Origin of the sequence: Actinosynnema sp. NPDC023587 (genome assembly GCF_040640215.1) — a bacterium.
In the GTDB taxonomy this organism is placed as follows: Bacteria; Actinomycetota; Actinomycetes; order Mycobacteriales; family Pseudonocardiaceae; genus Actinosynnema.
Genome location: NZ_JBFABG010000007.1, coordinates 307,087 through 329,264, shown reverse-complemented (window position 1 = coordinate 329,264; position 22,178 = coordinate 307,087). Strand labels below are relative to the sequence as shown.

Genomic DNA, 22,178 nt, shown 5'->3' with positions numbered 1-22,178 from the left:
TTCTCCCCGTTCCCGCGAAGGAAGCACTCATGCGCACACAGAGGGGAACGCGCGTGCTGCCGCCCGCCCTGGTCGCCGCCGCGCTGCTCGTCGCGGTCGTGGCCACGCCGGTGTCGGCCGCGCCGGAGGGCGAGGTGCGGCACGCCGGCTCGGCGCGGGCGGTGCCGGGCAGCTACCTGGTCAAGCTCAAGGACGGCGCACCGGTGGCGGCGCTCGGCTCGCGGATCACCGGCGTCGACCGGGTGTTCGCCGGGCCGTTCCACGGTGTCGCGGCCCGGTTGAGCGAGCGCCAGGCCCGCCGGCTGGCCGCCGACCCGGCGGTCGAGTACGTCGAGCAGGACCAGGTCGTGCGGGCCCACTCGGCGGCTCCCGGCGCGTCCGCCGGGCCGGGGGCGTCGTCGCCGACCACGCAGCACGACCCGCCCTGGGGGCTCGACCGGATCGACCAGCGGAACCTGCCGCTGGACACCGGGTACGGCTACAGCTCGAACGGCGAGCGGGTCACGGTGTACGTGATCGACACCGGGGTCCGGACGACGCACCGGGAATTCGGCGGCCGGGCGTTCCACGCGTGGGACGCGGTGGACGGCGACACCGTCGCCCAGGACGACAACGGTCACGGCACGCACGTGGCGGGCGTCATCGCGGGCCGCGTGCACGGCGTGGCCAAGGGCGTCGCCGTGGGTGCCGTGCGGGTGCTCAACGGCCAGGGCAGCGGCACCACGGCCGGCGTGATCGCGGGCGTGGACTGGGTGACCCGCAACGCGCGCAAGCCCGCGGTGGCCAACTTCAGCCTCGGCGGCGGGGTGTCCACCGCGTTGGACGACGCGGTGCGGGCGATGATCCGCTCCGGGGTGACGGCGTCGGTGACGGCCGGTGGCAGCGGCGGCGGCGTGGTCGACACCTCGCCCGCGCGGGTCGTCGAAGCGCTGGTGTCCGGTTCGTCCACGCGGACCGACGCGCGCGCGGCGTTCTCCAACCACGGCCCGGCCGTCGACCTGTTCGCGCCGGGCATCGGGATCACCGCCGCGTGGCACACCTCCGACACCGCGACCAACACCCTGAGCGGCACGTCGATGTCGACGGGCTTCGTGTCCGGGGTGGCCGTGCGGTACCTCCAGCACAACCCCACCGCGTCACCGGCCCAGGTGCACGCGGAACTCGTGAACGAGGCGACGCCGCTGCCCTGGGGGCGGCTCCTGCACTGGTCGCCCACGAGGTGACACCGGTCCCGTCAACCCGGGATTCCTCTCCCTGCAAAGGAAAACAGCCATGCGCACACTAGTGGTCGGCCTGGGCGTCACCGCCCTGGCCCTGGGGGCCGTGTCGACACCGGCACAGGCCGAAGGCGCGGTGCTGCACGCGAATTCCGCGTCCGCGGTGCCCGGCAGCTACCTCGTGAAGCTGAAGGACGTCGCGGCGCTCGGTGACGTGACGGCGCGGTTCGCCGGCGTCGACCGGGTGTTCTCCGGACCGTTCCGGGGGTTCTCGGCGAAGCTCGGCGCGGCCGAGGCGCGGCGGTTGGCCGCCGACCCGGCGGTCGAGTACGTCGAGCAGGACCAGGTGGTGCGGGCGCACTCGACGCAGCAGAACGCGCCCTGGGGGCTCGACCGGATCGACCAGCGGAAGCTGCCGGTCGACACCGGGTACAGCTACACCACCACCGGGCGCGGCACCACCGCGTACGTGATCGACACCGGCATCCGGACCTCCCACCAGGAGTTCGGCGGCCGGGCCTGCAACGGGTGGGACGCGGTCGACAACGACAACGTCGCGCAGGACGACAACGGCCACGGCACGCACGTGGCCGGCCTGGTCGCGGGCAAGACCTACGGGGTGGCGAAGCAGGCCAGGGTGTGCGGCGTGCGGGTGCTCAACGGCTCGGGCAGCGGCACGACGGCGGGCGTCGTCGCGGGCATCGACTGGGTGGCGCGCAACGCCGTGAAGCCCGCGGTGGCGAACCTGAGCCTCGGTGGTGGCGTGTCCACGGCGCTGGACGACGCGGTGCTCGCGTTGATCCGCTCCGGGGTCACGGCCTCGGTGACGGCGGGCGGCAGCAACGCCGACGCGGTCAACTCGTCGCCGGCGCGGGTGGTCGAGGCGATCACGTCCGGGTCGTCGACCGCCACCGACACCAAGACGACGTTCTCCAACTTCGGCAAGGTCGTGGACGTCTACGCGCCGGGCCAGAACATCGCGTCGGCGTGGCACACCGGCGACACGGCGACCAACACGCTCAGCGGCACGTCGATGTCGACGGGCTTCGTGTCCGGGGTCGCGCTGCGGTACCTGCAACGCAACCCGACCGCGACCCCGGCCCAGGTGCAGGCCGCGATCGTGAAGGAGGCGACGCCGTTGCCGTGGGGGCCGCTGCTGTACTGGTCGCCGTCGCGGTGATGCCCGCCGGGGCGTGCCCGGCCGATCAGGGAACGGGGACGAGGTCGTGCTTCATGACGACCTCGTCCCCGTCCACCTCCCCGGTGTCCTCGAAGCCGAACGCCTTGTACAGGCCGCGCGCGACCGCGTTGCCGGGCACCAGGCTGAGCGACAGCCGGGTGCGCCGCTCGGCGCGCGCCACCTCGGCGATCGCGGCCAGCCCCTTGCGGCCCAGCCCCCGGCCCTGCGCCCGCCGGTCGATCATGAACCGGACGATGTGCAGGTCGTGCGGCTGCTCGCGGAAGAGCAGGGTGAAGCCGACCAGGTCGTCCCCGGAGTACAGCGCCAGCGGTTCCATCCGGGGCCGGTGAATCCACGAGTCCGCGATGGACTTGAGGTTGGTGGCCACGAAACTCCGTTGCTCTTCGTGCACCTCCAGCGCGATGACGGCGCGGTAGTTGTCCTCGGTGACGGGTTCCAATCGCATGTCGGGCAAGGTAGCGCCCGCCTTGTACCAGGGCGTTCGGAATTCGGGAAAGCGCTGGTCACGCAGATTCTTGACGCTGCGTGATAACCGGCAATCTTTCACCCTTGGCCCACGTGTGCCCGGCCTGCTTGAGTTGGTGACTGTCAGCGAGGGCTAGGTGGCCCAGCGTCACACCCACTCCCTGCGGTTCCGTCCCGGTGGGTGGACGACGAGGTCATCGCTTCGAGAACGGGAAACTTGATGCGACAGTCACGACAGGTCCGGTTCCTGGCCGGCGTCGGCGCGGTGGCCATCACCGCCGCCGCGTCCGCCCTGGCGGCGTCCCCCGCCCAGGCCGCCGAGGGCGAGATCCGCGCCGCGAACGCGGCCGAGAAGGTGCCCAACAGCTTCATCGTGAAGCTCAAGGACGGTTCGGCGGACTCCGCGACCGCCCTGGCCGCGCGGTACGGCGGCCGGGTCGACCGCGTGTTCAGCAACTCCCTCAACGGTTTCACGGTGTCGCTGTCCGAGTCGGCGGCGAAGCGGCTGGCGGCCAACCCGGCCGTCGAGTACGTCGAGCAGGACCAGGTCTTCCACATCCGGACGACGCAGAACAACCCGCCGTCGTGGGGGCTGGACCGGATCGACCAGAAGAACCTGCCGCTGGACACCAAGTACAGCTACACCTCGACCGGCACGGGCGTGAACGTCTACGTCGTGGACACCGGTGTGCGGATCAGCCACTCCACGTTCGGCGGCAAGGCGCGCAACGGCTACGACGCGGTGGACAAGGACAACGTGGCGCAGGACGGCCACGGGCACGGCACGCACGTGGCGGGCACCGTCGCGGGCAGCCAGTACGGCGTCGCGAAGGGCGCGACGATCTACGGCGTGCGCGTGCTGGACAACGCCGGCAGCGGCACGACCGCCGGTGTGGTCGCGGGCATCGACTGGGTGACCGCCAACCACGTCAAGCCGGCCGTGGCGAACCTCAGCCTCGGCGGCGGCGCGTCCACGACGATCGACGACGCGGTGCGCAGGTCGATCCGGGCGGGCGTCACCTACGCGATCGCCGCGGGCAACAGCAACACCAACGCGGGCAGCACCTCGCCCGCCCGCGTCACCGAGGCGATCACGGTCGGTGCGACGGAGCGGAACGACGCTCGGGCGAGCTACTCGAACTACGGCTCGGTGCTCGACATCTTCGCGCCGGGGTCGGGCATCGCCTCGTCCTGGAACACCTCGGACTCGGCCACCAACACCATCTCGGGCACCTCGATGGCCACGCCGCACGTGGCCGGCGCGGCGGCGCGGTACCTCCAGAACAACCGCTCGGCCACGCCCGCCCAGGTCGCGTCGTACCTGGTCGGCCAGTCGACCGCCGGCAAGGTGACCAGCCCGGGTTCGGGCTCGCCGAACCGCCTGCTGTACCTGGCACCCGGCGCGTGATCCGCTGATCCACCCAGCCGCCCCCGGCTTCCCGCCGGGGGCGGCCGGGCACGTCCCCGCTACTTCTCCACGACCTCGGTGAACTTCAGCTCGGTGACCGGCTTCCCGTCGGACTCGCCCGCCACCGGCACGACACCGCCCGCCGCCACCCGGTCGATCACGTCCATCCCCCGGCTGACCTCGCCGATCACCGGGTAGTCCGGCGGGAATTCGCTGTCCTTGTAGACGATGAAGAACTGGCTGCCGTTGGTGCCCGCCGTGGCCCGGTTCGCCATGCCGATCACGCCGCGCCCGTAGCCGCCGGTCCGGGCACCCGGGTCGTCGTAGCGGTAGCCGGGACCGCCCACGCCGCTGGGCGTGGGATCACCGCACTGGACGATCCAGATGCCCGAGGTCACCAGCCGGTGGCACGAGTTGCCGTCGTAGAGGCGCTGCTCGGCCAGGTGCCGGAAGCTGTGCACGGAGCACGGCGCGAAAGCCGCCTCCAGGGTGAACTCCAACTCGCCCAGGGCGGTGTCCAGCCGCAGCACGACCCGCCCGGCGGACGGGACCTCCGCGCCCGGCGGTGGCTCGACGGCCTTGGTGTTCGGCTCCCCGGACGTGTCGACGTAGGTGCACCCGACCGTGGGGACCGGGGGCAGCGGCCCCGCGACCGGCGTGCCGTGGACGGTGTACGCGCACCCGCTGGTCAGCAGGACGAGCACGGCACCCGCGAGAAGAGGTCTGACCACCGCGTGATCATAGGCACCCGCCGGACCGCGCAGGAGGCCGAAGCAAACCTGGTGGCGGGTTCCGGGGGGTCGTTGGCTAGCCTTGGCGACCGAGCGGTGGTCAGCCATCCCCTTTTCGCTACCTGAGGAGTGCAGTACCCGTGATGCGCACGCACGAGGCCGGGACGCTCCGCGCCGAGCACGCCGGGCAGTCCGTCACCCTGACCGGGTGGGTGGCCCGCAGGCGCGATCACGGTGGCGTGATCTTCATCGACCTCCGGGACGCCTCCGGGATCGCGCAGGTGGTGTTCCGCGAGGGCGAGATGGCCGAGCGCGCCCACCGGCTGCGCTCCGAGTTCGTCGTCAAGGTCGTCGGCGAGGTCACCCGCCGGCCCGAGGGCAGCGAGAACCCCGAGCTGGCCACCGGCGCGATCGAGGTCTACGCCTCCTCGCTGGAGGTGCTCAACGAGTCCGCGCCGCTGCCGTTCCAGCTCGACGACCACCTGGAGGTCGGCGAGGAGGCCCGGCTCCGGCACCGCTACCTGGACCTGCGCCGCTCCGGCCCGGCCAAGGCGCTGCGGCTGCGCAGCGAGGCGAACCGGATCGCGCGCGAGGTGCTGCACGCCGAGGACTTCGTGGAGGTCGAGACCCCCACGCTGACCCGGTCCACGCCGGAGGGCGCGCGCGACTTCGTGGTGCCCGCGCGGCTGCGCCCCGGCTCCTGGTACGCCCTGCCGCAGTCCCCGCAGCTCTTCAAGCAGTTGCTCATGGTGGGCGGCCTGGAGCGGTACTACCAGATCGCGCGCTGCTACCGGGACGAGGACTTCCGCGCCGACCGGCAGCCCGAGTTCACCCAGCTCGACATCGAGATGAGCTTCGTCGAGCAGGACGACGTCATCGCGCTCGCCGAGAAGATCCTGGGCGGTCTCTGGCGCGGGCTCGCGGGCTACGAGATCGACCGGCCGATCCGGCGGATGACCTACGCCGAGGCACTGGCCAAGTACGGCACCGACAAGCCCGACCTGCGGTTCGGCCTGGAGCTGACCGAGCTCACCGAGTACTTCCGCGAGACGCCGTTCCGCGTCTTCCAGGCCCCGTACGTGGGCGCGGTCGTCATGCCCGGCGGCGCGGACCAGCCCCGCCGCACGCTCGACGCGTGGCAGGACTGGGCCAAGCAGCGCGGCGCGCGCGGTCTGGCGTACGTGCTGGTCGCCGAGGACGGCACGCTGGGCGGCCCGGTCGCCAAGAACCTCTCCGAGCAGGAGCGCGCCGGCCTGGCCGAGGCCGTCGGCGCGAAGCCCGGCGACTGCGTGTTCTTCGGCGCGGGCGAGCCGGACGGCGCGCGTGCGCTGCTCGGCGCGGCGCGGGTGGAGATCGCGCACCGGACCGGGTTGGTCGACGAGGGCTCCTGGTCGTTCGTGTGGGTCGTGGACGCGCCCATGTTCGAGGCCGTGGACAAGATCGGCGACGACATCGCGCTGGGCACCGGCCAGTGGACGGCGCTACACCACGCGTTCACCTCGCCCAACAGCGAGTGGATCGACAAGTTCGAGACCGACCCCGGCAACGCGCTGGCCGTCGCCTACGACATCGTCTGCAACGGCAACGAGATCGGCGGCGGGTCGATCCGAATCCACCGGGCCGACGTGCAGCAGAAGGTCTTCGAGATCATGGGCATCGGGCCGGAGCAGGCCCAGGAGCAGTTCGGCTTCCTGCTCGACGCCTTCAAGTACGGCGCACCGCCGCACGGCGGCATCGCGTTCGGCTGGGACCGGATCGCCATGCTGCTGGCCGGCGCGGACTCGATCCGCGAGGTCATCGCGTTCCCGAAGTCCGGTGGCGGTTTCGACCCGCTGACCTCCGCGCCCGCGCCGATCTCGGCGCAGCAGCGCAAGGAGGCCGGGGTGGACGCCAAGCCCCAGGAGCCCAAGTCCCCGGACGCGAAGCCCCAAGAGGCCAAGTCCCCGGGCGCGAAGGCGTAGCACCCCCCCCCGCGCACCCCCGTAGCTCCCGCGCGGCACCCCCGAAGCACCCGTCGGCCGCTCCCAGGCGCACAGCCCGGGAGCGGCCGACGTGCGTTCGGTGGGTGGACGTGAGCACGGCCACGGCGGGTCGGGCACAGTAGTGGGCATGTTGCACCTGCGGGCCGTGTGCCCCGTCGACGCGACGGACGCCGTGCTGGCCGTGCTCAAGGAGCACCCCGGCGTCACGCACGTCCTGTCGTTCCCCGGTGCCGCCATCGAGCCCGCCGGTGACGTGGTCGAGGCCGACCTCGCCCGCGAGGCCACCGACGAGGTCCTCTCGGCGCTGTGCGGGCTGGGCGTCGACCGCACCGGCGGTGTGACGCTGGAGCAGATCGACACCTCCCTGTCCGACGCCGCCGACCGGGCCGAGGAGGCCGCGCCGGGCGAGGGCGCGGACGCCGTGGTCTGGGAGGAGCTGCTCTCCCGCACCGGCGAGGAGTCGCGGCTCAACGTCACGTTCCTGGCGTTCCTCACCATCGCGTGCCTGCTGGCGGCGGTGGGGGTGGTGACCAACTCGCCGGTCACCCTCGTCGGTGCGATGGTCGTCGGACCCGAGTTCGGGCCGTTGGCGGCGATCGCGGTGGGGATCGTGCTGCGCCGCCGGGACCTGGTGCGCCGGGCCGCGCTGGCGCTGGCCGTCGGGTTCCCGGCGGCGATGCTGGTCACGTTCGCGTGCGCGGTCGTCGGCTCCTACACCGGCTTGTTCGACCGGAGCATGGTGCTCGGCGCGCACGAGGCCGACTTCGTGTTCCGGGTCGGCCCCTTCTCGCTGATCGTGGCGCTGCTGGCGGGCGCGGCCGGGATGCTGTCCATGACCTCGGCGAAGTCGGCGGCGCTGGTCGGGGTGTTCATCTCGGTCACCACCGTGCCCGCCGCCGGGTTCGCGGCGGTCGCGGCGGTGCTGGGGGAGTGGTCCATCTGCGGGTTGTCGGTGCTCCAACTGGGGGTGAACCTGGTCGGGATCGTGGTGGCCGCCGGAGTGGTGCTCGCGCTGCGCCACCGCCGAGGTCACACCCGTGACCTGCGACGACCGCTCTCGCACGGCTGAGCACCCCGCTCTTTCCCGCCAGTTGGGACGCGGATGCCACTGTGCAGACTTGGTTGCAGTATCGACAAGTGGTGGTCCGACCGCGCACCTGAGCACTACCGTCACGGTGCCCGGACGGGTTCTGTCAGGTCGGTGACCACCGGGGTAGGGTCGGAGGGGATGAGCGTGGAGATCACCGCCGACCCGGCGGACATCGACGACGCCGACCACTCGGACCTGCACGCGGCGATGGCCGCTGCCGAATCGGTGCTGAGCGGGCGCTTCGGCGCACCGGTGCGACTGGCCGACCCCGAACGGCTCGGCGGAGCCGGCCGGTCCGTGGTCGTGCGGGTGCGGGTGGCGTCGACCCCGTTCTCGCTGCCCCGGACGCTCGTGGTCAAGCGCTACCCGTCGGCGGTGGCCGACCGGGACCCGTTCGCGCACGAGGTCGTCTCGCACAAGCTGCTGACCGCGCTGCCCGGCGAGGACCGGTTGACCCCGGAGCTCGTCGCCCAGGACAACGGCAAGCGGCTGGTCGTGCTCGAAGACCTCGGCAAGGCCCCCCGGCTGGCCGAGAAGCTGCTCGGCCCCGACGCGCGCGCCGCCGAACGCGGCCTGCTGTCGTGGGCGCACGCGATGGGGCGGCTGCACGCCACCACGGCCGGCCGCGACGCGGACTTCGACGCGCTGATGCGCCGCCAGGGCAGCCAGTGCTGCGCGGACCCGGTCGCGGTCGACGTGCACGCCGCGCTGGCCGGGTTGCCGAAGCTGCTCGCCGAATCGTGGGGGGTCGACACGCCGCCCGCCGCGGTGGAGTTCGCGGAGCGGGCCGTGCGCGGGTTCGCCACCTCCCGGCGGCGCGCGTTCAGCCCGTCCACGTCCTGCCCGGACAACCACCTGGTGACCAGCCGGGGCGTGCGGTTCCTCGACTTCGAGGGCGGCTGCGTGCGCGACATCGTGTTCGACGCCGCGTGCCTGCGGGTGCCGTTCCCGTCGTGCTGGTGCGGCTACGGGCTGCCCGCCGGGATGTCCGAGGCGATGGTGGCCGCGTGGCGGGCCGAGGTCGGCTCGGTGTGGCCGGACCTGGACGACGACGCGGTGCTCCTGCCCCGGCTGCTGGAGTCCCAGCTCCTGTGGGTGTGGCTGGCCACGTGGCGCGGCCTGCCGGGACTGGACTCGGCGCTGCCGTCCGGGCACCGCCCGCTGGACTCGCCGCCGCGCAGCACCGTGCTCGCGTCGCGCTGGGTGCGGTTGCGCGCGGACGCGCTGGCCCAGGGCGTCAAGCCGGTCGTCGTGCACGCCGAGGCGGTGATCGCGGCGCTGGTGTCCCGGTACGGCGAGGACGTCACCGAGCTGCCGCTGTACCCGGCGTTCCGGTAGCGCGCCGGGCCGGCGGCCACCGCCCCGGCGAGGCGCACCGGTGTCCTAGCCGAGCTCGTAGACCGTCCAGTCGCCGATGGTCGTGGCCGTGAAGTTCTCGGCCACCCAGTCACCGATCCCGGTGTCGCCGCCGGGGCCGCCCACGGCCCGCCCGCCGGACACGTAGTAGCCGACCCGACCGTCCCGCACGTACTGCTGGAACTCCTCCAACGTCGGCGCGGGGTCGCCGCCGCTCCAGCCGCCGATGCCGATGACCGCCCGGCCGGAGGCCAGGGAGAGGCTCGCCGCGCCCTGCGCGCCGGTCGTCGCCGCCGCCCACGTGCCGGTGGTGGCCCTGAGCAGGTCCGCGAGCTCGGCGGAGGTGCTCGCCTCGCCCATGCCGCCGCCCATCCCGTCGGAGTGCCCGGCCGGGCCCGACATCGGGATGGAGCCGGAGTGCGTGGTCGCCGCCGTCGCGACGCCGAACGCCGTCGACGGGAGCAGCACCGCGCCGACCGCGAGCGCCGCGATCCGCCGCACGCCCATCACGATCGCCGTGGTGACCACGAGCGTCAGCGCGAGCACCACCCAGCCCAGGGCCGGTGCCCAGTCGGAGAAGCGGGCCAGCAGCGCGAAACCCCAGAACCCGGCCGCCGCGACCACCACGGCGAGCGCCGTGCGCACCGGCAGGTGCGCCCGGCCCCGCCACATCTCCCGACCCGCGATGGCCGCGATCGCGGCCACGCCCGGTGCGACGGCCACCGTGTAGTACGGGTGCGTGATGCCGCTCATGAAGCTGAACACCACGCCGTTCACCAGCACCCACGAACCCCACAGCAGCAACGCGGCCCGCGTGCGGTCGGTGCGCGGCGCGCGGCGCGTGAACCACAGCCCGGCCACCAGGCCGATGATCGCGGTGGGCAGCAGCCACGAGATCTCCGCGCCCATGCTCGCGCCGAACAGCCGGTCGGGGCCGGTGCCGCCGCCGAAGCCGACGTTCCCGTTGCCCGCGCCCAGGACCGTGCCCGTGCCGCCGCCGCCGCCCCGCCCGCCGCCGAAGATCCGGCCGAGCCCGTTGTAGCCGATCGCCAACTGCCACAGCGAGTCGTTCGTGGAACCGCCGACGTAGGGGCGCGACGCGGCCGGCCAGAGCTCGACCAGCGCGATGAACCAGCCGGCCGACACGACCACCGCGACGCCCGCGCCGACCAGGTGCAGCAAGCGCCTGCCGGGCGAGGTGGGCGCGGCCACCAGGTAGGCCACCGCGAACGCGGGCAGGACCAGGAACGCCTGCCCCATCTTGGTCAGGAACGCGAACCCGATCGCGACACCGGCGAGCGCCAACCACTTCCAGGACGCGTTCTCCAGCGCCCGGACCGTGCAATACGCGCCCGCCACCAGCAGCAGCACCAGCAGCGCGTCCGGCAGGTTGAACCGGAACATCAGCACCGCCACCGGGGTCACCGCGAGCGCGGCCCCCGCCAGCAGCCCGGCCACCGGTCCGGACGTGCGCTTCACCGTGGCGTGGAGCAGCCACACCGCCAGCACGCCCTCCACCGCCTGCGGCGCGAGGACCGCCCAGGACGAGAACCCGAAGACCCGGGCGAACAGCCCGCTCACCCACAGCGCGGCGGGCGGCTTGTCCACGGTGATGGCCCCGCCCGCGTCCAACCCGCCGAACAGCCACGCCGTCCAGCTCTGCGCCCCGGCCTGGGTGGCGGCGGCGTAGTAGGCGTTGCCCCAGCCGGAATCGGTGAGGTTCCACAGGTACAGCGCCGCCGTGCCGACCAGCAGGACGACCAGCGCCGGCGTGGTCCGGGAGCGCTGCGGTGCCGGCGTGGTCGACACCGGCGCGGGTGTCGCGAGAGTGGCGGTCATGACGTGGGCTCCAGGGGACGGTGTCGGGAATTCCGGTTGTGCGGCAACGGGAACCGCAGGACGGTGGTGAGCGGGTTCACGCCCGCGACGGCGGCCGGTCCGGTCCCGTGGCCGCCGCGCACCCCGCACGTGGAGCACCGGTCGGCCGCCGTGCGGACCGCGCCGACCGGGCACCGGGGGTGTCATCGCCGTGCCGCCGCGGTGAGGTCGTAGGTGGCGGTCCCGTCCACCGTCACCGCGACGAAGGTGTCGGCCACCCACTCCGCGATCCGCGCGGAGGCGTCGGAACCGGTCTCGGCGGGCATCCCCGCCCCGCCGACGAAGTAGTGGACCTGCCCGTCGCGGACCAGTTCCCGGAACTCCTCCAGCGTGGGCGCGGGATCGGTGCCGTTGAACCCGCCGACGGCCATCACCGGCACCCCGCTGCCCAACTGGTACCCGGCCGCGTTGTTGGACCCCACCGCCGCAGCCGCCCACCGGTACTCCCCGCTGTCGCCCCGCAGCAACGCCACCATCGCGGCTCCCGGCGCGGGGGCGCTCAACAGCCCGCCACCGCGACCACCGCCCAGCGGGAACACCGCCCCGCCGCGCACCCCGTTCTCCGGGCCGGCACTGGGAATCGCACCGGAGTGCGGGGTGGACGCCGTCGCCACCGAGAACGCGCCGGGCCCCGCCAAGGCCGCCACGACGGCGACCGGGACCACGACCGCCGCCGGCGCGACCGCCGAGAGGAACACCCCGACCGCCGCCGTCAACCCCAGCACCAGCACGGTCACGGCCAACCCCGTCGACCACCCCGCCAGCAACAGGGAGCACTGCAACGCGGTCACCGCCAAGGCCCCCGAGAGCGCCGCCGCCGCACCGGGTTCCGCCCGCCGACGCCAGAGCACGACGGAGCCGATCCCGACGACCGCCCCGATCGCCGGCGCGAGCGCCACGGTGTAGTAGGCGTGGATGATCCCGCTCATGGAGCTGAAGACCCCGGCGGTGACGACCAGCCACCCACCCCACAACCCCAACCCGATCCGCTCCCGCCGGCCACCGGCCCACAGCCCGGCGACGAGCAGCACCACGGCGGTGGGCAACAACCAGGCGATCTGGCTGCCCATCTCGCTGCCCAGCAACCGGCTCCACCCGGTGGACCCCCACCCGCGACCGCCGCCCACGCTGCCGACCTCGTCACCGGTCAACCGGCCGAAACCGTTGTAGCCCAACGTGATTTCCAGGACGCTGTCACCCTGCGAGCCCCCGATGTAGGGCCGCGCGTCACCGGGGACGAGCTCGACCGCCAGCACCCACCACCCACCGGCGACCACCACCGCCGCCAGCGCACCCGCCAGGTGGAGCACCTTCCGGCGCAGCGGCGTCGGCGCGGCCACCAGGTAGACCAGGCCGAACGCGGGCAGCACCAGGAACGCCTGGAGCATCTTCGCCAGGAACGCGAACCCGATCGCCGCACCGGCCAGCGCCAACCACGTCCACGACGCCTTCTCGACGGCCCGGACCGTGCAGTAGGCCCCCGCGATCAGCAGCAGCACCAACAACGCGTCCGGGTTGTTGAACCGGAACATCAACACCGCCACCGGGGTCAGCGCCAACACCGCGCCCGCGATCAACCCGGCCGCCTGCCCCGCGACCCGTCGGACGGTCGCGAACAGCAGCCACACGCTGCCCACGCCCATCAGGGCCTGGGGAACGAGGATGCTCCAGGGGTCGACGCCGAAGAGCCGGGCGGACAGCCCCATCACCCACACCGAGGCCGGTGTCTTGTCGACGGTGATCGCACCGGCGGGATCGGTGGCCCCGTAGAACCAGGCCGACCAGCTCCGCGCACCCGCCTGGGCGGCGGCGGAGTAGTACGCGTTGGCCCACCCGGAGTCGCCCAGGTGCCAGAGGTAGAGGACGGCCGTTCCGGCCGGCAGCAGCACCAGGGGTAGTCGCGCTCGCATGGAGCACAGGGTGGTGCCCGCGCCTGGGCGGTCGTTGTGCCTTCCCTGTGAGCGGCCTGTGCGACTCAGCCGGGCAGGCGCACCACGAACCGGGTGCGGCCGGGCCGGCTGTCCACCGACACGTCCCCCTCGTGCGCGGCCACCACGGCCGACACGATCGACAGCCCCAACCCCGTGCTGCCGGCGGCACGGGACCGCGAGGTGTCCCCTCGGGAGAAGCGTTCGAACACCTCGCCCTGGAGCTCCACCGGGATGCCCGGCCCGTCGTCCGCGACGGTCAGCACCACGTCCCCGCCCTCCTGTCGGAGCGACGTGGTCACGGTCGTCCCGGCCGGGGTGTGGACCCGCGCGTTCGACAGCAGGTTCACCAGCACCTGCTGCAACTTGTGCGCGTCCCCGGGCAGCGTCACCGGCTCCGGCGGCAGCTCCAACCGCCAGTCGTGGTCCGGGCCCGCGATCCGCGCGTCGCTCACGCCGTCCACCACGACCCGGGACAGGTCCACCGCGTCCCGCCGGAGCGGACGTCCCGCGTCCAACCGGGCCAGCAGCAGCAGGTCTTCCACCAGCGACGTCATCCGCACCGCCTCGGACTCCACCCGCCGCATCGCGTGCCCGATCTCCGGGGGGACCTCGGCCGAGCCGCGCCGGGTCAACTCCGCGTACCCGCGAATGGCGGCCAACGGCGTGCGCAGCTCGTGGCTCGCGTCGGCGACGAACTGCCGAACCCTGGTCTCGCTGGCGTGGCGGGCCGACAACGCCTCGCCCACGTGGTCCAGCATCGCGTTCAGCGCCAGCCCGACCTGCCCCACCTCGGTGTCGGGATCGGCGTCCCCGGCGGACACCCGTTCGGCCAGCGCCACCTCCCCCCGGTGCAGGGGCAGTTCCGCGACCCGCCCGGCCGTGGCGGCGACCCTCTCCAACGGCCGCAACGTCTTGCGGATGATCAGCGCCCCGGCCAGCGACACCGCCACCAGCCCGGCCAGCGCCACCGCGCCGACGATGAACCCCATCCGCAGCACGACGACGTCCACGTCGGACATCGGCAGCCCGGTGACCACCACGCTGCCGTCGCGCCCGCGCACCGCCACCACCCGGTAGTCGCCGAGCTCCGGGCCCAGGCCGACGGTGTGGGCGTCGGCGTCCGCCGGCACCGAGGCGAGCGCCCGCACCTCGTCGGTCGGCAGGTCGACCGGCGCGTCCTTGCCGGGCTTGATCTGCGTCCCGTCGACGCCCGACGGCCGGAAGACCACGACCAGCGTCCCCGTGGAGAACCCGGGCCGGTCGAGGGGGTTCTCCGGGATCATCCCGGGAATGGGCGGCCCACCCCGCTCGACCCGGCCGGACGCCTCGCGCAGCCGCTGGTCGAGCTGGTTGACCTGGAAGTCCCGCAACGCGAACACGGTGACGATCCCGATGCCCGCGCACACGATCGCGATCAGCACGACCTGCTCGACGATCAGCCGCGTCCGCAGCGGCCAGCGCTTACGGTGCGGGCTTGAGGACATAGCCCGCGCCCCGCATCGTGTGGATCATCGGCGCGCGCCCGACGTCGATCTTCTTGCGCAGGTAGGAGATGTAGAGCTCGACGATGTTCGCCTGGCCGCCGAAGTCGTAGCTCCACACCCGGTCCAGGATCTGCGCCTTGCTCAGCACCCGCTTGGGGTTGCGCATCAGGAACCGCAGCAACTCGAACTCGGTGGCCGTCAGCTCGACCGACACCCCGCCCCGCCGCACCTCGCGGGTCTCCTCGTCCAGCACGAGGTCGCCCACCACCAACCCGGTTCCCGCGCCGGCCTCGGAAACCCCGGTCCGCCGCAGCAGCCCCCGCAACCGCAGGACGACCTCTTCGAGGCTGAACGGCTTGGTGACGTAGTCGTCGCCCCCGGCGGTCAACCCCGCGATGCGGTCCTCGACCGCGTCCTTGGCGGTCAGGAACAACACGGGCAACGCGGGCGACTCGGCCCGCAGCCGCCGCAGCACTTCGAGCCCGTCGAAGTCCGGCAGCATCACGTCCAGCACCACGACGTCGGGCCGGAACTCCCGGGCCACCCGAACCGCCGAAGTCCCGTCCAGGGCGGTGCGAACCTCCCACTTCTCCATCCGCAGGGCCATGGACATCAACTCGGCCAGAGTGGACTCGTCGTCGACCACGAGAACCCGAACCGGACTCCCGTCGGCCCGCCGAAGCTCAGGAGCAGTCACCGCGCGCATACCCCCATCGTCACAACGGGCCGTGAGCCCACCCTGTGCGACCCCTGTGTACCACCTGTGAACACCTCCGGCAGCAACGCGCAACGCACCCCTTAAAACCCCGCACCCACCCCCTACAAACCCCGCGTCGTGTTCTGCCCGGCGGCGACCGTCCCCTTTCGAACCATCCGGTCCGCACACGCACAGCCACCCCCCAACGACCGCACAGCCCACGCACAGAATCCCCGGCCACGGTGGTCGCATGACTACCGAAACCGAGCACCCGACCTGGGGTGGACAACCACCACCGCAGGCCGCTCCCGGCCCCCGCTGGTCCGGTCGGAAGACCGTGGTCGCGGCGGCCATCGCCGTGGGCATCGCCGCCGCCGGCGGCGGCGTCATCTACGCCGCGAGCAACTCCGAGGCGGCCCAGTCGGGCACGGGCGGCCCGCGCGGCGGCGGTCCCGGCATGATGATCACGGGCGGACCGTTCGGCGACACCGCGCACGGCGAGTTCCAGAACGGCGAGGTCACCGAGCTCGACGACTCCTCCATCACCGTCAAGAGCACCGACGGCCACACCCGGACCTACAAGATCGACGAGAACACCACCGTCAACGGCACCAAGGGCACCGCCGGCCTGGCCAAGGGCGACACCGTCCTGCTGGTCGCCACCGAGGGCACCGCCACCGGCATCACGGAGGGCGACCGCGTCCGGCGCGGTGACCGGCCGCAGCCGCCCGGCGGCCAGGACGACCCGGGTGCCCCCGACGGGGAGGGCGACGAGCCGGGGCAGCCGCCCACCCGCTGAACCCGGTACGACCGTCCGGGCACCGCTGTCCGGCCTGAAGCGATCGGCGCTCTCGGCGTTCCCGGTCACGTCCGCCCTGCTCACGGCAACTCCCACGGCGTCCGCCCACACCCGACCGCCCGGCGGCGACCCGGTGCCCGCCGAGAGCGCCCCGCCCACCGAAGACACCCCGGAGCGCCTTCCGAATAGGGTCGAGTCATGACCCAGGGGCCCGGCGCGCACTTCACCCTCACCGTGCTGGGCACCACCGACCTGCACGCCCACGTCTTCAACTGGGACTACTACGCCGACCGCGAGTACGACGACCCGGAGCACGACGACGTCGGCCTGGCCAAGATCGCCACCCTCGTCCGCGAACTGCGCCGCTCACGCCCGCCGCACAGCACCCTCCTGATCGACGCCGGCGACACCATCCAGGGCACCCCGCTCGGCCACTACTACGCGGCGATCGAGCCCGAGCGCCCGCACCCCATGGCCGTGGCGATGAACGCCATGGGCTACACCGCCGCCGCCGTCGGCAACCACGAGTTCAACTACGGCATCCCCCACTTACGCGCGTTCGAGCGGCAACTGGACTTCCCCCTGCTGGCGGCGAACGCGTTGACGGTCGCGGGGGAGCAGGCCTTCCGCGCCCACACCACGGTCACCGTCCACACCGGTTCGGCACCGCTGCGGGTCGGCATCCTCGGCCTGACCAACCCGGGCGTCGCGGTCTGGGACAAGACCCACGTCGCGGGTCGGCTGACGTTCCCGGGGCTGGTGGAGGGGGCGCGGACCCACGTCCCGCCGCTGCGCGCGAGGTGCGACCTGGTGATCGTCGCCGCGCACTCGGGCGCGGACCTGTCGTCGTCCGTGGGGGACCTGCTCCCGTTCCCGGAGAACTGCGCCGCCCTGGTGGCAGAGGAGGTGCCGGGCATCGACGCCGTCCTGGTGGGCCACGCGCACGTGGAGATCGCGCAGCGGTACGTCACCAACCGGGTGACCGGGCGGAAGGTGCTGCTGACCGAACCGCTCTACTGGGGCAAGCGGCTCAGCGTCCTGGAGTTCGACCTGGTGGACACCGGCGACGGCTGGCACGTCACCGACTCCCGCTCCCACGTCCGCAGCACCACCACCGTCCCGGAGGACCCCGCCATCACGAGCCTCCTGCGCGAGGCCCACGACCGCGTGGTGACCTACGCGAACTCCCGGATCGGCACCTGCCGCGCGGAGATGTCGGTCCGCACCGCCCGCTACGAGCGCACCGCCGCCCTGGACTTCGTCAACCACGTCCAAGCGGCCACCCTCCGCGCCGCGCTCGGCGGGCGCATCCCCGTCCTCTCCCTGGCCTGCCCGTTCACCAGGAACGCCACCATCCCCGCCGGCGAGGTGTCGGTGCGCGACGTCGCCGCCCTCTACCCGTTCGAGAACACCCTCGTGGGCGTGGAGCTGACCGGCGCGCAGCTCAAGGACTACCTGGAGCGGTCCGCGCGGTACTTCCGGCACCACACGACCGCCGGCCCCCACCACCCCGACGAGCTGACCAACGCCGACGACCTGCCCGACTACCTCTACGACGTGGCGACCGGTCACACCGACCCGCTGACCTACGACATCGACCTGGCCAGGCCGCCGGGCGACCGCATCACGAACCTGCACCACGCCGGCACCCCGATCCGACCGGAGGACCGCTTCGCCGTGGCCGTGAACGACTACCGCCAGTCCGGCGGCGGGAACTTCCCCCACATCTCGACCGCTCCCGTCCTGCACCACCGGCACGAGGAGATCCGCCGCCTGCTGATCGACTGGGTGGGGGCGGCGGGCGGCGTGGACCCGGCGGTGTTCGAGATCCCCAGTTGGCGACTCGTGGTCCACGGGACCCCGGTGGTCCTCCGATGATCCCCGACGTGATCGCACCGGACCTCGACGTCCTGTTCTGCGGCATCAACCCGGGCCTGCTGTCGGAGGCGACGGGGCACCACTTCGCCCGTCCCGGGAACCGCTTCTGGCCCGCCCTGCACCAGTCCGGTTTCACCCCGCGCAGGCTCGCCCCGGGCGAACAGGACGAACTGCCGGCTCACGGCCTGGGCATCACGAACCTGGTGGCCCGCCCCTCCGCGAAGGCCGAGGAGCTGTCCGCCGCCGAGCTCAGGGAGGGCGCGGCCGTCCTCACCGCACTGGTCGAGGCCCAGCGCCCGAGGTTCGTCGCGGTCGTCGGGATCACCGCCTACCGCACGGCGTTCGGCAGGCGGACCGCGAAGGTGGGCCCGCAACCGGAGCCGATCGGCCCGGCCAGGCTGTGGCTGCTGCCCAACCCGAGCGGGCTCAACGCGCACTACCGACTGGCCGACCTGGCCGACGTGTTCCGCGAGCTGCGCCTGGCGGTCGCCGAGACCCGGCCGGACCGCCGGTGACCCGGCAGCACCCCACGGCCTCGCGCGGCAGCGCCGCGACCTGCGGTTACAGGTTGCGCAGCCCCACCAGCACCCGCTCCAGCAGTACCTGGTCCGGCCCGCTCGCGGCGGTGGCGTTGTCGTGCATGCCCACGACCCCCATCGTGATCAGGTCGCCGAGCAGCACCCGCACGACCCCCAGCGGCAGCGCCAGCAGCGCGGACACCTCGGCCACCGAGCGCGGGGAGGCGCACAGCTCCACGATGGAGCGCTGCTCCGGCCCGGTGTCCCGCATGGCGATCGCGACCCCGTTCGTCTCCAACGACACGAGGGTCTCCAACCTCAGGTCGTAGTCGGACGAGGTCCGCCCACCCGTCCACGCGTAGGGCCGCACCAGGGAACCGTTCCACTCCTTCTCGACCTCCGGCGCGCGGCCCGGGACCCACTCGTCCTCGAACTGCCCGCTGAACGGGGCCGTCTCCTCCACCAGCGCCTCGGCGTCCTCCCGGCCCGCCGCACCGCTCCAGCGGCCGGCGTCGACCCAGCTCCCGGCACCCCCCGCACGCCCGGCCTCGACCCAGCGCCCGGCTCCCGCCTCGCGCTCGGCCTCCACCCAGCGCCCGGTCGCCGTCCCGAGCTCCGCTTCCAACCCGCGCTCCACGTCCCACACCCGCCCAGCATCCCGCAGATCACCCGCGTCCGGCAGGTCCTCCGGACTCCCGTCCGGACGCCGCCGCGACGCGCGGACCCGGGTCGCACCCGGATCGCACCCAGCTTCGCGCGCCGTGATCGCCACCGCCACCCGGATCGCCGCCCGCGATCGGCCGGCCCGAGGGCGTCCGAGCAGGCCACCGACCCGATCCGCACGACTTCGGCGACGCGCGGAGCCCCCCGAACGGGCACCTGTCGAGCCGATCACCCGGCACCGGCCGCGCTGCGGGATGATGCTGCGGGATGATGACGTCATGCGCATCCGCGAGGTGGAGATCTCCGACGACATGATCCGGCTGGGTCAGTTCCTCAAGCTGGCCGGCCTGGCGGAGAACGGCGCGCACGCGCGCGAGCTCGTGGAGGAGGGCGACGTGACCGTCAACGGCCGGGTCGAGTCCCGCCGGGGCGCGCAGTTGCACGACGGCGACGTGATCGCGGTCGGCGAGGAGAAGACCCGGCTGGTCGCCACCGGCTAGGGCCACCCCGCCCCGGCTCCGGGCACCCCTGGAATCGACTCGCGGCCTCCCGACCCCGCCGACCCCGAACCGATCCCGAAGTCTCGGCACCTCGCGAGCCCGGCGCTGCCCGGCACCGGGCCGACGCGAAATCGGCGGACTCCGCACGATCCAAGGCGGACATCCACCACGGCACGCCCCTCAGCACGCCGGCAGGCTCTACGTGAAGCCGCTCACGCCGGTCGGACGCCGCGCGACGAACGCGGGTGCGGCCGGGTGCGCCGGATCCTGCGCCGTGGAGCGCACCCGCCGGTGCGCCGACCGCCGCCGCCACCCCGCGCGGGACCATTCCGCGGGCGACGTGAAATGAGTCACTCCCGATCCGGCGGTCGGGCCCGCCCATTTCGTCCGGTGGTGACGGGAAGTGCCCGGACCGTTGCGCCGAATAGTCGCTTCCGGTCTGTGAATGGGTGACAACGGGGTGCCACCCGCACCGCCGGCCCTCAGGGTCTTTCGGCCCTTTTCGGACCTGCCGGGGCCTGTTCCGACCCCGGTCGGAAGCGCGGTGTAACGGACGGGCTCCCAGGATCGATGGATGTCGCCGCTCGTGCGTGGCGGGGAGCACCGGCCACTGTGGACGGCCTTCGCCCACCACTTCCTGGGCTTTTTTGGCACACTTCTTCGGTAACCGCACGTCACGCGGCCGTCCTCGTGTGTGCACGGTCGGGGAGCGTGGCGAATCACGTTCGAGGAAGCTGTTCACTGTGTGTGTAACGCGCCGCCCTGGCTCGACGAATGACGGTTTGTGCAGGCGAGAAAAAACGCCGACCGCACATTTGCCACACACCACACGCGGGTCCGTCGGGGATGCCCTGCGATGTTGCACGTCCGAACCGGCCGAACCGGGGAGCACAGCGATGAGCGAGCAGGCCCAACCCACGCGACGCAGACCTGTCGCGGGGGTGAGGACGACCAACCGCACCACCCATCCCACCGTCAGCACGTGGGAGCCCGCCTACCGGTACGGCGTCATCGCCGCCGACGTCATGTGCACCCTCCTCGTGGTGGTGCTCGCCGGCGCGGTGCTGTCCGCCAACCACCTGACCTTCGGCCCGCTGCCGCTGCTCGTGCTGGAAGCGGTCACGGTCGGTGTCGTGCTCGGATCGCTGTTCCTCAACCGGGTCTGGAACACCTCGGTGCTCGGCCAGGGCGCGGAGGAGTTCCGCCGCCTGGGCCGGGGCCTGTTCGGCTCGGTCGTCGCGCTCGGCCTGGGCGCGCTGGCCGCCGGGATGCCCGGTGCCCGCCTGTGGGTGTTCGTGGTGGGCCCGGCGATCGCGCTCGTGGCGTTCCCGGTCCGCTACGCGCTGCGCCGCCCGCTGCATCGCGCCCGGGGCGAGGGCAAGTGCCTGCTGCCGGTCCTCGCGGCGGGCAACGTGGACACCGTCCAGGACCTGATCTCGCGCACCCGCCGCGCGCCGCACCTCGGCTGGCGGGTCGACGCGGTGTGCACAGTGGACGGACGCGCGGAGGTCGGCGTCGAGCTGGACGGCATCGCGGTCGTCGGCCGGTTCGGCGAGCTCGCCGAGCAGGTCCGCCGGGGCGGCTACCGGATCGTCGCGGTCACCCCGGACGCCTACTGGACGCCGCGCCGGCTCCAGCAGCTCGCGTGGGACCTGGAGGGCACCGGCACCGAGATGGTCGTCGCGCCCGCCCTGATGGACTTCGCCGGCCCGCGCCTGCACGTCACCGGCGTGCTCGGGATGCCGCTGCTGCGGGTCACCGAGCCGTCGTTCACCGGGTTCCGCCGGGTGATCAAGGCGATGGTGGACAAGGTCGGCTCGTTCCTGCTGATCGGACTGCTGTCGCCGGTGCTGCTCGCGGTCGCCGTGGCGATCATGGTCGACACCCGGGGGCCGGTGCTCTACAAGCAGCGCCGGGTGGGCAAGGGCGGCAAGCCGTTCACGATCGTCAAGTTCCGCACCATGGTCACCAACGCCGACGCGCTGCGCGCGAAGCTGGAGTCGGTGAACGAGGGCGCGGGCGTGCTGTTCAAGATGAAGCGCGACCCCCGCGTCACCGCCGTGGGCCGGGTGCTGCGCCGCTACTCGATGGACGAGCTGCCGCAGTTGTTCAACGTGCTCTCCGGGTCGATGTCGCTGGTCGGACCCCGTCCGCCGCTGCCCGAGGAGAGCGCGAAGTACGCCCCCGACGTGCGCCGCCGCCTGATGGTCAAGCCCGGCCTCACCGGCCTGTGGCAGGTCTCCGGGCGCAGCGACCTGTCGTGGGAGGAATCCGTCCGGCTGGACCTGCGCTACGTCGAGGACTGGTCGCTGGCGCTGGACGCACTGATCCTGTGGAAGACCTTCCGCGCCGTCTTCGGCGGTCAGGGGGCCTACTGACA

General features: G+C 72.9%; 18 protein-coding genes. 11 read left to right on the top strand and 7 right to left on the bottom strand.

Translation table 11 applies throughout. The features are described from left to right. Nucleotides 1-29 precede the first annotated feature (29 nt). Nucleotides 30-1,223 (top strand): S8 family peptidase, encoded by a 1,194-nt coding sequence (locus tag AB0G01_RS21170; protein WP_360947963.1) that lies wholly within the window; start codon nt 30-32, stop codon nt 1,221-1,223. 49 nt (nt 1,224-1,272) lie between these two features. Next, complete coding sequence (locus AB0G01_RS21165; RefSeq protein ID WP_360947961.1) at nt 1,273-2,397, top strand: S8 family peptidase; 1,125 nt, start codon at nt 1,273-1,275, stop codon at nt 2,395-2,397. A gap of 25 nt (nt 2,398-2,422) precedes the next feature. On the opposite strand, the gene AB0G01_RS21160 is transcribed toward AB0G01_RS21165, so the two are convergent. After that, nucleotides 2,423-2,863, bottom strand: coding sequence for a GNAT family N-acetyltransferase (locus AB0G01_RS21160; protein WP_360947959.1), 441 nt, complete (start codon nt 2,861-2,863; stop codon nt 2,423-2,425). Between the two features lie 240 nt (nt 2,864-3,103). On the opposite strand from AB0G01_RS21160, the gene AB0G01_RS21155 reads away from it, so the two are divergent. After that, the gene (locus AB0G01_RS21155; protein WP_360947957.1) at nt 3,104-4,291 is read left to right on the top strand and encodes a S8 family peptidase; all 1,188 of its coding nucleotides are present in this window, start codon (nt 3,104-3,106) and stop codon (nt 4,289-4,291) included. A 59-nt stretch (nt 4,292-4,350) separates the two neighbouring features. Here the strand turns inward: AB0G01_RS21155 and AB0G01_RS21150 are convergent, their stop codons facing one another. Further along, nucleotides 4,351-5,022, bottom strand: coding sequence for a peptidylprolyl isomerase (locus AB0G01_RS21150; protein WP_360947955.1), 672 nt, complete (start codon nt 5,020-5,022; stop codon nt 4,351-4,353). A gap of 140 nt (nt 5,023-5,162) precedes the next feature. Here AB0G01_RS21150 and aspS point away from each other — a divergent pair, with 140 nt between their 5' ends. The 3 genes from aspS (at nt 5,163) to AB0G01_RS21135 (ending at nt 9,432) form a co-directional block, all read left to right on the top strand. Further along, nucleotides 5,163-6,983 (top strand): aspartate--tRNA ligase, encoded by a 1,821-nt coding sequence (gene aspS / locus AB0G01_RS21145; protein WP_360947953.1) that lies wholly within the window; start codon nt 5,163-5,165, stop codon nt 6,981-6,983. A gap of 148 nt (nt 6,984-7,131) precedes the next feature. Further along, nucleotides 7,132-8,073 (top strand): DUF389 domain-containing protein, encoded by a 942-nt coding sequence (locus AB0G01_RS21140; RefSeq protein ID WP_360947951.1) that lies wholly within the window; start codon nt 7,132-7,134, stop codon nt 8,071-8,073. A gap of 159 nt (nt 8,074-8,232) precedes the next feature. After that, nucleotides 8,233-9,432, top strand: a complete 1,200-nt coding sequence (locus AB0G01_RS21135) for a hypothetical protein (RefSeq protein WP_360947949.1) — start codon at nt 8,233-8,235, stop codon at nt 9,430-9,432. 45 nt (nt 9,433-9,477) lie between these two features. Here AB0G01_RS21135 and AB0G01_RS21130 read toward each other — a convergent pair whose 3' ends face one another. The 4 genes from AB0G01_RS21130 to AB0G01_RS21115 all read right to left on the bottom strand — a co-directional run bounded on the left by AB0G01_RS21130 (nt 9,478) and on the right by AB0G01_RS21115 (nt 15,449). Continuing rightward, a complete protein-coding gene (locus AB0G01_RS21130; RefSeq protein WP_360947947.1) occupies nt 9,478-11,289 on the bottom strand; it encodes a glycosyltransferase family 39 protein in 1,812 nt (603 codons plus the stop codon). 182 nt (nt 11,290-11,471) lie between these two features. Continuing rightward, nucleotides 11,472-13,238, bottom strand: coding sequence for a glycosyltransferase family 39 protein (locus AB0G01_RS21125; protein WP_360947945.1), 1,767 nt, complete (start codon nt 13,236-13,238; stop codon nt 11,472-11,474). Nucleotides 13,239-13,303: 65 nt separating this feature from the next. Then, nucleotides 13,304-14,743 carry a HAMP domain-containing sensor histidine kinase gene (locus tag AB0G01_RS21120; RefSeq protein ID WP_360947943.1) on the bottom strand — a complete coding sequence of 480 codons (1,440 nt, stop codon included), beginning with the start codon at nt 14,741-14,743 and terminating at the stop codon, nt 13,304-13,306. Beyond that, nucleotides 14,721-15,449 (bottom strand): response regulator transcription factor, encoded by a 729-nt coding sequence (locus AB0G01_RS21115; RefSeq protein WP_360947941.1) that lies wholly within the window; start codon nt 15,447-15,449, stop codon nt 14,721-14,723. Before AB0G01_RS21115 ends, AB0G01_RS21120 begins: the two co-directional genes overlap by 23 nt. A gap of 241 nt (nt 15,450-15,690) precedes the next feature. On the opposite strand from AB0G01_RS21115, the gene AB0G01_RS21110 reads away from it, so the two are divergent. The 3 genes from AB0G01_RS21110 to mug all read left to right on the top strand — a co-directional run bounded on the left by AB0G01_RS21110 (nt 15,691) and on the right by mug (nt 18,632). Next, nucleotides 15,691-16,239, top strand: coding sequence for a hypothetical protein (locus AB0G01_RS21110; protein ID WP_360947939.1), 549 nt, complete (start codon nt 15,691-15,693; stop codon nt 16,237-16,239). 198 nt (nt 16,240-16,437) lie between these two features. After that, the gene (locus AB0G01_RS21105; protein ID WP_360947937.1) at nt 16,438-18,117 is read left to right on the top strand and encodes a 5'-nucleotidase C-terminal domain-containing protein; all 1,680 of its coding nucleotides are present in this window, start codon (nt 16,438-16,440) and stop codon (nt 18,115-18,117) included. Next, on the top strand, nt 18,114-18,632 hold the full coding sequence (gene mug / locus AB0G01_RS21100; protein ID WP_360947935.1) for a G/U mismatch-specific DNA glycosylase: 519 nt from the start codon (nt 18,114-18,116) through the stop codon (nt 18,630-18,632). Before AB0G01_RS21105 ends, mug begins: the two co-directional genes overlap by 4 nt. Nucleotides 18,633-18,678: 46 nt before the next feature. On the opposite strand, the gene AB0G01_RS21095 is transcribed toward mug, so the two are convergent. Next, entirely contained in the window at nt 18,679-19,281 is a 603-nt protein-coding gene (locus tag AB0G01_RS21095; protein WP_360947933.1) for a DUF742 domain-containing protein, read from the bottom strand. Nucleotides 19,282-19,576: 295 nt separating this feature from the next. Here AB0G01_RS21095 and AB0G01_RS21090 point away from each other — a divergent pair, with 295 nt between their 5' ends. Further along, nucleotides 19,577-19,798, top strand: a complete 222-nt coding sequence (locus tag AB0G01_RS21090) for an RNA-binding S4 domain-containing protein (RefSeq protein WP_360947931.1) — start codon at nt 19,577-19,579, stop codon at nt 19,796-19,798. 896 nt (nt 19,799-20,694) lie between these two features. Continuing rightward, complete coding sequence (locus tag AB0G01_RS21085) at nt 20,695-22,176, top strand: sugar transferase (RefSeq protein WP_360947929.1); 1,482 nt, start codon at nt 20,695-20,697, stop codon at nt 22,174-22,176. The last annotated feature ends 2 nt before the right edge of the window (nt 22,177-22,178 follow it).